Origin of the sequence: Novosphingobium sp. Chol11, from assembly GCF_945870625.1 — a bacterium.
In the GTDB taxonomy this organism is placed as follows: domain Bacteria; phylum Pseudomonadota; class Alphaproteobacteria; order Sphingomonadales; family Sphingomonadaceae; genus Novosphingobium.
This window is the reverse complement of the sequence record NZ_CAMBTS010000015.1, coordinates 25329-38223: the sequence shown is the minus strand read 5'-3', so window position 1 is coordinate 38223 and position 12895 is coordinate 25329. Positions and strand designations below refer to the sequence as shown.

Sequence of the window (12895 nt, the reverse complement as noted above, 5' to 3'; positions counted from 1 at the left end):
GCCGCAATGCCATTGGCCTGACAGAACCGCGCCGCGTTCCACAGCTTGGTGGCAAAGTTGCGATAACCCTCGACCCGGCGCTCATCCATTTTCACATCGCGGCCCTGGCTTTCCATCGCCGCCATGAAAAACCGCAGCGCATCCGCGCCATATTGGTCAATCAGGACCAGCGGATCGACCACGTTGCCCTTGGACTTGGACATCTTCTGCCCGTCCGCCGCGCGCACCAGCCCATGGAGATAAAGCCGCTTCCACGGCACTTCCCCCTCCATGAAATGCATCCCCTGCATCGCCATACGCGCGCACCAGAAAAACAGGATGTCGAAGCCTGAAATCAGCAGGTCGTTGGGGTAGTGCTTGGCAAGGAGCGACTGTGAGCCCCTCCCGCTTGCGGGAGGGGTTGGGGTGGGCTGGTCCGACGCTGTGCCTGCCGCTGGCCCACCCCCGACCCCTCCCGCAGGCGGGAGGGGGGAATCCTCCGGCCAGCCGAGCGTGGCGAAGGGCCAGAGCGCGGAAGAGAACCATGTGTCGAGGACGTCGGGGTCGCGATAAATAACAAGCATGCCCGGCTGAGTGCCTGACATTTCAACCGCTTCATTGAGATCATCGGCGATTATGATTTGATCCGGCGTGACGCCATAGTATTCCGAAGCAGCAATTTTGACTTCGTCATCACCAGTCGCAACAAATGACATAGTAGCATTAGACGAATCATCAAAGCTCATAGGATCAAGAATTTCTCGGCTTGGCCCATACCAAGCCGGTATCCGATGCCCCCACCAAAGTTGCCGCGAAACACACCAAGGCTGGATATTCTCCATCCAATTGAAGTACGTCTTCTCCCACGTCTTCGGCACGATCTCAATTGCGCCGCTGCGCACCGCTTCCATCGGCGCGACCGCCAGCTTGGCAGCGTCGACATACCATTGATCGGTCAGCCACGGTTCGATCACCACGCCGCCGCGGTCGCCGTAAGGCGTCTGGATCGTGCGTGGCTCCGCGTCGAGTTCGATTTCCTCGCCGTCCTTGTTCTTGGTCACATAGGGCACCAGCGCGCCGAGCGCCTGCATCGCCTCGACCACCGCCGCGCGCGCGGCAAAGCGTTCCATGCCGACGAACGATTCCGGGATCAGTCCGTCGGCCACTTGCACCACATGGGCCTCGGCATCGAACATGTTGAGCATGTCGGCGGGCTTGATCCCGGCGCGCTTGCCCACTTCGAAATCGTTGAAATCGTGGCCCGGCGTGATCTTCACCGCGCCGCTGCCCAGCGCCGGATCGGCGTGTTCATCGGCCACGATGGGAATGCGCCGCCCGGTCAGCGGCAAGTCGATGAACTTGCCGATCACGGAGCGGTAGCGCGGGTCCTCCGCGTTCACCGCCACCGCCATATCGGCCAGCATCGTCTCGGGCCGGGTGGTGGCAACCACGATATGATCGCGCCCGTCGTCCAGCCGCGCGCCATCGGCCAGCGGATAGCGAAACTGCCAGAAGCTGCCCTTGATCTCGCGGGTTTCAACCTCAAGGTCGGAAATCGCGGTCTTGAGCTTGGGGTCCCAGTTCACCAGCCGCTTGTCGCGGTAGATCAGCCCCTCATTGTATAAGTCGACGAACACCTTCACCACCGCCTTGGTGAAATGCGGGTCCATCGTGAACTGTTCGCGCGACCAATCCATCGAGCAGCCCAGCCGGCGCAACTGGCCGGTGATCGTGCCGCCGCTTGTCCCTTTCCATTCCCAAACCTTCTCGATGAAGGCATCGCGGGTATAGTTGGCGCGCTTGTCCCCTGCCGCTTCCATCTGCCGCTCGACCACCATCTGCGTGGCGATCCCGGCATGATCGGTGCCCACCACCCACAGCGCATCCTTGCCGCGCAGCCGCTCGTAGCGCACGACGATGTCCTGCAGCGTATTGTCGAGCGCATGGCCGATGTGGAGCGACCCGGTCACGTTGGGCGGCGGATTGACGATGGTGAAGGGCGCAGCATCGGGGCGTTCGGGCCGAAACAGGCCGTGCGTTTCCCAGTGGGCATACCATTTCTTTTCGATCCGGGCGGGCTCGAACGTTTTGGGCAGCGCTTGCTCCGCCGCGTCTTGGGTTGGGGCTTCGGTCATGCGTCGCGCTTTGCCAGCGCGGGCCAATGCCTGCAAGCGTTCGCGGGCTTGCGGATGCCTTGCCCATGGTGCTGATTTCCCGCATGAAGCAAGCACGATGCGGGCGACAGCTGATTTTACCACCGAACCCGGCGCTGATGGCGGGCTGACATTGACGTTCAGGGGGCCGTTGCTGGTGTCTTCGATCGGCAGCGTCGATGGGCGCTTGCGTGCGGTTTCAGATGCCGTGACCGCAATCGATCTGGGCCAGATCGCCCGGATCGACACGGTCGGCGCGTGGACGGCGTGGAGCCTGTCGCAGCGACTGGGCGCGCCGATTGTCAACGCCAGCACCGATGCGCAGCGGCTCATCGCAGCGGTCAGCGGCTCGGACAGCAACACCGACCGGATCGAAGCGCCGCGCCTGCCGCTGTTCGAACGCGTGGCGGCAAATGTCGGCAAGTTCGTGATCGGGTCCGGGGCGGGCATCTTGCAAGTGTTCGGCTTTATGGGCCAGATCATCCTCGCCAGTGGCAATCTGCTGCGCCATCCTGGGCGGTTTCGCGGCAATGCGCTGTTTCATCAGATGGAGCTGATCGGGGTCAACGCGCTCAGCATTGTCGGGTTGATGAGCTTTCTGGTGGGCATCGTCATCGCGCAGCAAGGCTCTGTGCAATTGCGGCAATTTGGCGCGGAGTTCCTCACCGTCAATCTGGTCGGGCGGATCACCTTGCGCGAACTAGGCATCTTGATGACCGCGATCATGGTGGCGGGCCGTTCCGGCTCGGCCTTTGCCGCGCAGCTGGGAACGATGAAGCTGACCGAGGAAATCGATGCGATGCGCACCATCGGGGTTTCGCCGATCGAGGCGCTGGTGATCCCGCGCCTGCTTGCCACCATGCTGATGATGCCGCTGCTGGGCGTGTTTGGCGCGGCGATGGGGATCATCGGCGGGGCCTTTGTTTCCTCGCTCACTTTGGGCATCCCGTTCTTCGCGTTCCTCGCTCGCATTCCCGAAGTGGTGCCGCTCCATGATGTGTGGGTCGGGCTGATCAAGGGGCCGGTGTTCGGCCTGATCGTGGCCACGGCGGGCTGCTTTCAGGGCCTGCAGGTCAAAGCCGATGCCGAAGAAGTGGGCTCGCGGACGACTGCGGCAGTGGTTCTGGCGATTTTCATGGTGATCGTGCTCGATGCGTTTTTTGCGGTGTTCTTCACCGAAGTGGGTTGGGGATGAGCTGCGCTCCGACACCGGACACACCGGGCGATTTCCCGATCCGCGTCCGCGGATTGAAAAACGCGTTCGGCGATTTCGTGGTGCACGAACACCTCGATCTGGATGTGCGGCGCGGCGAGATACTGGGCGTGGTCGGCGGCTCCGGCACCGGCAAATCGGTGCTGATGCGCTCGATCATCGGGCTGCAGATCCCCGATGCGGGCGAGATCGAGGTGCTTGGCAGCGCGATCACCGATGCGCGCGATGATGACGATATCGACATCCGCTGCCGCTGGGGCATCCTGTTTCAAGGCGGCGCGCTGTTTTCCACATTGACCGTCGCGGAAAATGTCGAAGTGCCGCTGCGCGAGTTTTACCCCGAGATCGACGACCAGTTGCGCCATGAAATCGCGCGTTACAAAGTGCTGCTTTCGGGATTGCCGGCCGAGGCTACGGGCAAGTTTCCCTCCGAGCTTTCTGGCGGCATGCGCAAGCGCGCCGGCCTCGCGCGCGCGCTCGCGCTTGATCCCGAGCTATTGTTTCTCGACGAGCCGACCGCCGGGCTCGATCCGATCGGTGCGGCAGCGTTCGACCAGCTGATCCTGAACCTGCAGCAAACCCTTGGGCTCACTGTGTTTCTGATCACGCATGACCTTGATACGCTTTACGAGATTTGCGACCGGGTGGCGGTGATCGCCGACAAGCGGGTGATCGCGGTGGGCACGATCCCCGAACTTCTGGCCACCGATCATCCGTGGATCCAGCAATACTTCAATGGCCCGCGCGGGCGCGCCGCGCAGAATGCGCAGGAACGCAATGCCGAGCTGCTGCACGAAGCGGCCGCGATTGCGCAAGATCATGTCGCGCAAGATCAGACCGCACAAGATCGGACTGTCGCACCGGCGCGCGGACAGGCATAGAGAGACGCAATGGAAACACGGGCAAATCATATCTGGGTCGGCGTCGTAACCCTCGCGCTGCTGACAGGGCTTGCCGCGCTGACCATCTGGATCGCGCGGCTGGGCCAGGGTGATCAGCTCGAATACGATATCTTTTTCAAGCAATCGGTCGACGGCGTGACCAAAGGTTCCGCGATCTCGTTTTCGGGCGTACCGGCTGGCCTCGTCAAGGATATCGATCTGTGGGAGAAAGACCCCGAGTTCGTGCGCGTGCGGATCAAGATCGACAAGAAGATTCCGATCCTCCAGGGCACCACCGCCAGCCTTCAGGGCAGCTTTACCGGCGTGACCACCATCCTGCTCGATGGCGCGGTCAAAGGCGCGCCGCCAATCACCGAGCCGGGTCCGGCTGGTGCGCCGGTGATCCCGACCAAACGCGGCGGGCTGGGCGCGCTCTTGTCCAGCGCGCCGCTCCTGATCGAGCGGCTGGCCTCGCTGAGCGAGCGGCTTTCGCTGGTGCTGTCAGACAAGAACCAGAAATCGTTCGAGAACATTTTGGTCAATTCGGACAAGCTGACCGCTTCGCTGGCCGCCGCTGCGCCCGAAGTGAAGCAGACGTTGGCCGAACTGCAGATTGCCATCAAGCAGGCGACCGTCACGCTGGCCAGCATCGACAAGCTCTCCAATTCGGCCAACGAGATGGTCAATGATGAGGGCAATGGTCTGGCCAAGGAATTGCGCGCGACATTGAAGGCGGCGCAGCTCGCGGCCAAATCGCTACAGGATGTGTTTGACGAAACCCGGCCAACCGTGCGCCAGATCAACGAGCATTCCCTGCCCGCGCTCGAGGCAACCCTGCGCGATGTTCAGGCGACCTCGCAATCGCTGCGCGCGGTGACCGAACGGATCAACGATCGCGGCATCACCAGCGTGGTCGGCAGCCCCAAACTGCCGGACTACAAACCATGACGCTGCTGGTGCGCAGCGCGGAGAACGACTGATGAGCAGCATCCGCCCCGCCCTTTCGCTGGTGGCCCCGCTTCTGGCGCTGGGCCTCTCGGCCTGTGTCAATATCGGTGCCAAGTCGCCGAGCATTCTGCTCAGCTTGTCCTCCGCCACGGCACCAGCCGCCGGTTCGGGCTCCAGCGGCCTGCTTTCCGAGGCGATCGTCGTGCTCGAACCGGCCGCCGATGCGCGTCTCGGCGTGCTGCGCGTGCCCGTGCAAGTGAACGATTCGTCCGTCGCCTATCTGAAAGGGGCGCAGTGGGTCGAGCGCCCTTCGCGCCAGTTTCAGCATCTCCTCGCCGATGGCCTGCGCGCGCGCAACAAGGGGCTGGTGATCGAAGCTGACCAGAATGTGGCGGCGCTCAAGATCGGCGGCCGCCTGCTGGCGATGGGCTACGATGCGCGCAGCCGTTCCGCTCTGGTCCGCTTCGATGCGGTCAAGTTTCTGCCTGGGGGCAAAGCCGAAACCCGCCGGTTTGAAAATGTCGTTCCCGGCATCGCACCGAGCGGCGAGGACGTCGGCCGGGCGCTCAATCGCGCGGCAAACGCGGTCGTCACCGAAGTTTGCGACTGGGTATCGCCGCCGCCCGCATCCTGATCACGTCCTAATGGCCTGCTAACCCGGCGCTATTGCGCGTTGCGGGCCATGCTGGCGTCCATCCGGGCGATCTGCTCGGGCGTGGTCTCGCTCTGGAACCGAGCTTTCCATTCGGCGGCGGGCATGCCGTGGATCATTTCGCGCGCCGCCGCTTTGTCGAGCCCGGCCCCCGCCTCGATGATCCAATCCGCAAGACAATTGCGGCAAAATCCGGCCAGCCCCATAAGCTCGATGTTCTGCGCATCATGGCGGCGGCGCAAATGGTGGACAAGGCGGCGAAACGCGGCGGCTGCCACTGCATCGGGCAGATCGTCGAGGCCAGTCTGCGGCGGTGAGTCCGCGGCTGAGGTTGAATTCGTATCCATCGCAATCGTCCTTGGGTTTGTCATGGACTTGGGCCATAGCGACCCCGTCTTTACAGCCAGACTTCTGGCGAAGCGAGGTCTCAGGCGTGGCAAAACTCGATCCCCGCGGCCGCAAGGTGAAAATTCTCGCCACGGTCGGCCCCGCCAGCAATTCTCCCGAAATGCTGGAAAAGCTGCTGCGCGCCGGGGTCGATGCATTCCGCGTCAACATGAGCCATGGCGACCACACGGTTCACGCCGCGACAATCGCCGCGATCCGCGCGTTGGAGCGCAAGGTCAATCGCCCGATCACCGTGCTATGCGATCTGCAAGGGCCCAAGCTGCGGGTCGGCAGTTTCAAGGATGGCCGCGCGGTGATCCGCCATTCGGGCCACTTCACGCTCGACCGGAATCCCGAACTCGGCGATGAAAACCGGGCCTGCCTGCCGCATCCTGAGCTGTTTGGCATCCTGCACACCGGCCAGCGCCTGCTGATCGATGATGGCAAGCTGCGCCTGCGCGTGCTGCGCGCCGATGCCGATGAAATCCTGTGCTCGGCGGAAGTCGGCGGCGTGATCTCGAATCGCAAGGGTGTCAATGTGCCCGACGCGGTGATCCCGGTGCCCGCGATGACCGACAAGGACCGCCGCGATCTGGCATTTGCCGTGGGCCAGGGCGCAGACTGGATCGCGCTGTCGTTCGTGCAGCGGCCCGAAGACGTGGCCGAGGCGCGCCGCTTGATGGGCGGCCACGGCGCCTTGATGGCCAAGATCGAGAAACCCGCCGCCATCTCGCGGCTGGAGGAAATCCTTGAGCTTTCCGACGGGCTGATGGTGGCGCGCGGCGATCTGGGGGTCGAGCTTAATCCCGAGCAGGTGCCGCCGTTGCAAAAGCGGATCGTCGAGACCGCGCGGCGGCAGGGCAAACCGGTGGTGGTCGCCACCCAAATGCTCGAATCGATGATCGAAAGCCCGACGCCGACCCGCGCCGAAGTGTCGGACGTTGCCAATGCGGTCTATGATGGGGCCGATGCGGTGATGCTCTCGGCCGAAACCGCGGCGGGGGCCTGGCCAGAGGAAGCGGTGACGATCATGGACCGCATCGCCAAGGAGGTCGAGGCGGATCCCGGCTATGCCGCGCGGGTCCATTTCATCGAGACCCTGCCCGATCCGACCACCGCTGATGCGCTCGCGCAGGCCTGCGCCAGCATCGCCCGCGCGGTGCCGATTGCGGGGATTATCGTGTTCACCGGCTCCGGCTCAACCGCGCGGCGCGTGGCGCGCGAACGGCCGGGCGTGCCGATGTTGGTGCTCACGCCCTCGGTGATGACCGCGCGCAAGGTCGGATTGCTGTGGGGCGCACACGCGGTTGCCACCAAGGATATCGGCAGTTTCGAAGAGATGATCGCCAAGGGCAAGCGCATGGCGCTGCGCCATGCATTCGGCACCGCCGGATCGCGGCTCATTGCGCTTGCCGGGGTGCCCTTCGGCACGCCTGGCGCGACCAATCTGCTCCATGTGGTGACGCTTGTCGGCGACGAATTGGCCAAGCATGAGGGTGCGGATTCGTAGCGCGGGATTGCGCTCAAATCTCGCGCCCTCACGGCCCGATGCTGAACCGCGCGAAGATCGTGGTGCCGATGGGGTTCTTGCCATAAGCGCTATCCAGCGCGGCAGGCTTGGCAAACAGCGCAACCGATCCGCCCAGCGCCACCTGCACCGGGCCCTTTAGCGCAAGACGATAGGCGTAGCCCGCCTGAAACTTGGTCACGCGGAAGGGCTGGTCGTGGAGCGGATCATCCTCGTCGGGAAAAAGCTCATCGTTGGCGACATTCTCGATCCGGCCAAACAGCGTGTGATGGCGCGTGATGTTCCAGTTCGCTTCGCCCAGCCATGCGGTGCGGGTTTCGCCGGGGATACGGCGCTTGGCGCTGAACCCTGCTGTGGCAGAGAGCCCTTTGCCGTTGTTGAAATGCGCCGATGCGGTGAAGCGCCGCTCATCCTCATCCGGATGCGTGGCTTCGGGCTGCTTCAATGTGCCGTAACTGGCCTGCACCAGCCAGGCGGGCGATGGCGCAAAACTGGCGCGCACGCTCCAGCTGTCGAGCTTCGGCGCTTCAATCGCCCAGCGGTGCTCATCCGGCTCGCGCCCGCGAAACGCGCTTGCTTCCAGCTGCCACGCCTTGCCCGCTAGGCCCGCGGTCATCACCCCATACGTAATATGCGTCGAATCGAACCAGTGATGCGTGATCGGGGCTTCGGGATTATACCGGGCGGAGGCGCGGTGCATGAACGCCGATGGCCCCAGCGCCGGTTCGCCGACCGGGCCGCCATAGACGAAGGCGGAGATGCCCGGCGCGATCGGCACGTTGAGCTTGGCCGCCAGTTCCATGAACAGATCGTGCGGATGCTGGCGATCGACCAGCGGCTGGCCATATCCGACCTCGCCCGAACCGAACAGGATCGGATAGCCATCGTGGCGCATGGTGGGCTCGGCGCTGAGCATGGCCGAGGCGGTCAGCTGCGCGCCGCCGAAATCGTGCATCCACATCACCATGGCGGCCGATTGCGCGTAAAACTTGTCGTCGCCGCGCGGGCCGGATTGGTTCGTGTAGATCGGCCAGACATAACCCGCGACCATCACCATGTCGTCGGCGTTCGAAACCAGATGAACGCCTGCCATCGGTTCGTTTCGGGGCAGCCGCGAACTGCCCGATCCCTGCCCGTTCATCGACATTGCGCCGTGGTCCATGCCCGGCATGGACATGTCCATCGCGCCATGATCCATCGCAGCGTGATCCATTGCGCCATGATCCATGGCGGCGTGATCCATTGCGCCATGATCCATGGCGGCGTGATCCATCGCTTCCTGCGCTGCGGCGGGGCTGGCGAGGATCAGCAGGATCGAAGCGGCGCGCAATCTCTTGTCCATGATCACCGCGCTCCAAACAGCGCTGAACCGACGCGAATATGCGTAGCGCCGAGCATCACGGCTGTTTCGAAATCATCGCTCATGCCCATCGATCGGCCCGCGAGGCCATGATCATCGGCCAGCTTGGCCATCAGGGCGAAGAACGGCGCAGCCTCGATTCCCGCAGGCGGGACGCACATCAGACCGATCACCGGCAGCCCGGCCTGGTGCGTCTCGACCAGCAACGACGGCAGGTCGGATAGCGCACAGCCTCCCTTCTGCGGCTCATCGCCGATATTGACCTGCACGAACAACGGCACTTGCCGCCCCGCCTTGTCCATCGCCCGCGCCAGCGCCGTCAGCAACGAGGGCCGGTCGAGCGAATGGATGCAATCAAACAGCCGAACCGCGTCCTCGGCCTTGTTTGATTGCAACTGGCCGATGAGATGAAGCTCCAAACCAGCATGCGCCTCGCGCAGCGCGGGCCATTTGTCCTGCGCTTCCTGCACCCGGTTTTCGCCGAACAGGCGGTGCCCCGCGCCGATCAGGGGGACAATCGCCTCGGCTGGCTTGGTTTTTGACACCGCGATCAGCGCGACGTCGCTGGGCGCGCGCCGGGCAATCGCGCAAGCATTGGCGATGCGGGCGTTCACCGCGGCAAGAAGGCTTATTGGCAGGCTGGCTGGTTCGTTCATGGCCGCATGCTATAGCGCGCGCATGGCAAAGCGCCAACTGGCCCTTCCGAACCTGCTGCTGCTCAGCGATGCCCGCAATGATGCACGGCTTGAACGCGCCATCGCGCGGCTGCCGCGGGGCAGCGGGCTGGTCTATCGGCATTATCATCTCGCCCCGGCCGCGCGGCGCGCGCGTTATGCAGCTTTGCGCCGTCTGTGCCGCAGGCGCGGGATTCTGGTGATCACGGCACGCGGCGCGCGGGGGTGGCCCGCCGATGGCGCCTATGGCGCGCCGCGAACGCTGGGGCATGCCGGATTGCGATTGGCGACCGCGCATTCGCTGCGCGAGATCGGCGCGGCGGCGCGTGCCCGCGCCGATGCGGTGCTGCTTTCGCCGGTCTTCGCCACGCGCACCCATCCCGGCGGCAAAGTGCTCGGCGCGGTGCGGTTCCTGTGCCTCGCGCGTTGCTCGCCGCTGCCGGTCTATGCGCTGGGCGGGATGACCGCCAAACGCGCGGCGCGGCTGCCGGTGCACGGTTGGGCCGCGATCGACGGGCTTTGCTGATCCGCGCCAGCCCCGCTTTTGCGACAAATCGACTCGCCGGATTCGCGTGGATTCTTGACGATGACTCCCCATCCAGCGCATGATGCACCGCGAAGGGTAGGACCAATGGCATCTCGGGCACTCACACCGGTCGCAGGCCGCCGCGTAGGTAGCACGGCAGACTGGAAAGCAGTTCTGAAGCGCAGCTTGCGGCGCAGCGCCGAGCTGATCGGCGCGCTGGTGCTGCTCGGCGCGGCCGTGTTCATCGCGCTCGCGCTGGCGAGCTACACCCAGACCGATCCCTCGGGCAGCACCGCCTCGGGCAGCCCGGTGGCCAACTGGATGGGCCTGTCCGGTGCCTGGGCGGCGGAGCGGGTGCTGCTGGTGTTTGGCCTGCCCGGCATGCTGGGCGTGCCCTTGCTGGTGGTTTTTGCGCGCCGCTTGTGGGATGCGGCGGGCGATCTGATCGATGCCGACGAAGACGACGACGTGCCGCTCGCGTTGCCCGTCTGGTGGCATCTCGCGCTGCTATCGATGCTGGCGATGGCGCTTTTGGGAACCAGCCTCGCGCTGATGTTCACCGCGCCCGGCGGCACGCTGCCCGCTGGGGTGGGCGGCCTGTTCGGCCTGCTGGGCGCGCTGGCGATCCGCGCGGCCGGTCACCTGATCCCTTCGGCAGAAGGCTGGATCATCCTCGCGTTCGGGCTGGTCACGCTGGCTGGCGGGCTGATGGTGGCCGCGCGGGTGTTCGCGCTCGATTGGAGCCGGGTACCGCGCATCCCCGTCTTTTTGCGCCGCGCCACTAGCGAACCAGCCGAGGGGCCCGCGCCGCGCGCCGCGAAAACCAAACCCGCGCCTGCCGAGGTGCCGGGCTTCGTTTCCGAGCTGCTCGACAATGCAACCAGCGCCGCGCCGCGCCGCGTGACCGAGATCACCGATCCCTCGCGCCCGCCTGCGGCTGCGGAGATCGGGCCGAAGGCGCGGCAGGGCGACTTGTTCGACCGGTACGAGCTGCCCGCGATCACTTTGCTCGAAGAAATGCCGGTCAATTCGCAGCCCAAGATCGACAAGCTGGGCCTTGAGCGCAACGCCCGCCTGCTCGAAAACGTGCTCGACGATTTCAATGTGAAGGGCGAAATCACCGCCGTGCGCACCGGCCCGGTAGTGACGATGTACGAGCTGGAGCCTGCGCCCGGGATCAAGGCCAGCCGCGTGATCGGCCTGGCCGATGATATCGCCCGCAACATGAGCGCGATTTCGGCGCGCGTCTCCGCCATCCCCGGGCGCACGGTGATGGGGATCGAGCTGCCCAACGCGCTGCGCGATATGGTCTCGTTTCGCGAGATCATCGCCTGCGACAAGTTTGTCGATGCCAAGGGCCTGCTCCCGATCATTTTGGGCAAGGATATCGCGGGCGAGCCGATCATCGCCGATCTTGCCGCGATGCCGCATTTGCTGGTCGCGGGCACCACCGGCTCGGGCAAATCGGTCGGGCTCAACTGCATCTTGCTCTCGCTGCTTTACCGGCTCACGCCGCAGCAGTGCCGCCTCATTCTCGTCGATCCCAAAGTGCTCGAACTCAAAAGCTACGACGATATCCCGCACTTGCTCTCGCCAGTAGTGACCGAGCCGGCCAAGGCGGTGCGCGCGCTGAAATGGGCGGTTGAGGAAATGGAGCGGCGCTACCGCATGATGTCCTCGGTCGGCGTGCGCAATATTTCAGGCTTCAACGATAAAGTGCGCGCGGCGGCAGCCAAGGGTAAGCCGCTCGGGCGGCGCATTCAGGTTGGCTTCGATCCCGTTACGGGCGAGGAAATCTATGAGGAGCAGCAGCTCGATTACGAGGTGCTGCCCCAGATCGTGATCATCGTCGACGAGCTGGCCGATCTCATGATCACCGTGGGCAAGGAAATCGAAGTCCTGATCCAGCGGCTCAGCCAGAAGAGCCGCGCGGCGGGCATTCACCTGATCATGGCGACGCAGCGCCCGTCGGTCGATGTCATCACCGGGGTGATCAAGGCCAATCTGCCCACTCGGATCAGCTTTGCGGTCGCAAGCCGGATCGACAGCCGCACCATTCTGGGCGAGCAGGGCGCCGAGCAGCTGCTGGGCAAGGGCGATATGCTTTACAAACCCGCGAACGACCCGATCAAGCGCGTCCACGGCCCGTTCGTGAGCGACGAAGAGGTCGAGCGCGTGGCCGAACACTGGCGCGGGCAAGGCACCCCGGATTATGTCGATTCGGTCACCGAAGAGCCCGAGGATGGCGGTTTCGGCTTCGATGATCTCGATGCGACCGCGTCCGATGCGCCCGAGGAGCGCAAGTACCGCCAGGTCTGCCAGCTGGTGTTCGAGAGCCAGAAGGCCAGCGCCAGCTGGATTCAGCGCCAGATGGGCGTGGGCTACAACACCGCTTCCAAGTGGGTCGAGCGCATGGAAGCGGACGGTTTTGTCGGCCCGGCCAACCATGTCGGGCGGCGCGATATCTACCGGGACAAGGACGGCAACCCGCTGTAAACCGGGCGCTCGCCGCGGTCTCAACCCCCGCCCTTAACCCCGGCCCTTAACCAACGCGTGCGCCTGCCGTTCTTTGCTTCTGACCGGTGAGCGATCTT

General features: G+C 64.5%; 11 protein-coding genes. 7 read left to right on the top strand and 4 right to left on the bottom strand.

Annotation, left to right across the window (positions count from 1 at the left end; genetic code table 11):
* Positions 1–2114 (bottom strand): valine--tRNA ligase (locus Q0O40_RS04660; RefSeq protein ID WP_295526814.1); only part of this gene is annotated, 2114 nt, incomplete at its 3' end.
* Between the two features lie 97 nt (positions 2115–2211).
* Here Q0O40_RS04660 and Q0O40_RS04655 point away from each other — a divergent pair.
* From Q0O40_RS04655 to Q0O40_RS04640, 4 genes are read left to right on the top strand one after another with little or no spacing between them, the layout of a single operon-like run.
* Positions 2212–3327, top strand: coding sequence for an ABC transporter permease (locus Q0O40_RS04655; protein WP_295526812.1), 1116 nt, complete (start codon positions 2212–2214; stop codon positions 3325–3327).
* Positions 3324–4226 carry an ABC transporter ATP-binding protein gene (locus Q0O40_RS04650; protein ID WP_295526809.1) on the top strand — a complete coding sequence of 301 codons (903 nt, stop codon included), beginning with the start codon at positions 3324–3326 and terminating at the stop codon, positions 4224–4226. Before Q0O40_RS04655 ends, Q0O40_RS04650 begins: the two co-directional genes overlap by 4 nt.
* 9 nt (positions 4227–4235) lie before the next feature.
* Positions 4236–5174, top strand: a complete 939-nt coding sequence (locus Q0O40_RS04645) for an MlaD family protein (protein WP_295526806.1) — start codon at positions 4236–4238, stop codon at positions 5172–5174.
* Between the two features lie 31 nt (positions 5175–5205).
* A complete protein-coding gene (locus Q0O40_RS04640) occupies positions 5206–5808 on the top strand; it encodes an ABC-type transport auxiliary lipoprotein family protein (protein WP_295526804.1) in 603 nt (200 codons plus the stop codon).
* 29 nt (positions 5809–5837) lie between these two features.
* On the opposite strand, the gene Q0O40_RS04635 is transcribed toward Q0O40_RS04640, so the two are convergent.
* Entirely contained in the window at positions 5838–6173 is a 336-nt protein-coding gene (locus tag Q0O40_RS04635; protein ID WP_295526801.1) for a DUF1244 domain-containing protein, read from the bottom strand.
* A gap of 86 nt (positions 6174–6259) precedes the next feature.
* Here Q0O40_RS04635 and pyk point away from each other — a divergent pair, with 86 nt between their 5' ends.
* On the top strand, positions 6260–7723 hold the full coding sequence (gene pyk / locus Q0O40_RS04630; RefSeq protein ID WP_295526798.1) for a pyruvate kinase: 1464 nt from the start codon (positions 6260–6262) through the stop codon (positions 7721–7723).
* Positions 7724–7751: 28 nt separating this feature from the next.
* On the opposite strand, the gene Q0O40_RS04625 is transcribed toward pyk, so the two are convergent.
* A complete protein-coding gene (locus Q0O40_RS04625) occupies positions 7752–9083 on the bottom strand; it encodes a hypothetical protein (RefSeq protein WP_295526795.1) in 1332 nt (443 codons plus the stop codon).
* Positions 9084–9085: 2 nt separating this feature from the next.
* Complete coding sequence (locus tag Q0O40_RS04620) at positions 9086–9757, bottom strand: YggS family pyridoxal phosphate-dependent enzyme (RefSeq protein ID WP_295526793.1); 672 nt, start codon at positions 9755–9757, stop codon at positions 9086–9088.
* Positions 9758–9779: 22 nt separating this feature from the next.
* Between Q0O40_RS04620 and Q0O40_RS04615 the strand changes: the two genes are divergently transcribed.
* Positions 9780–10301: a thiamine phosphate synthase gene (locus Q0O40_RS04615; protein WP_295526789.1), complete on the top strand. Its 522-nt coding sequence runs from the start codon at positions 9780–9782 to the stop codon at positions 10299–10301.
* Positions 10302–10406: 105 nt separating this feature from the next.
* Positions 10407–12797 (top strand): DNA translocase FtsK 4TM domain-containing protein, encoded by a 2391-nt coding sequence (locus tag Q0O40_RS04610; RefSeq protein ID WP_295526787.1) that lies wholly within the window; start codon positions 10407–10409, stop codon positions 12795–12797.
* Positions 12798–12895 lie beyond the last annotated feature (98 nt).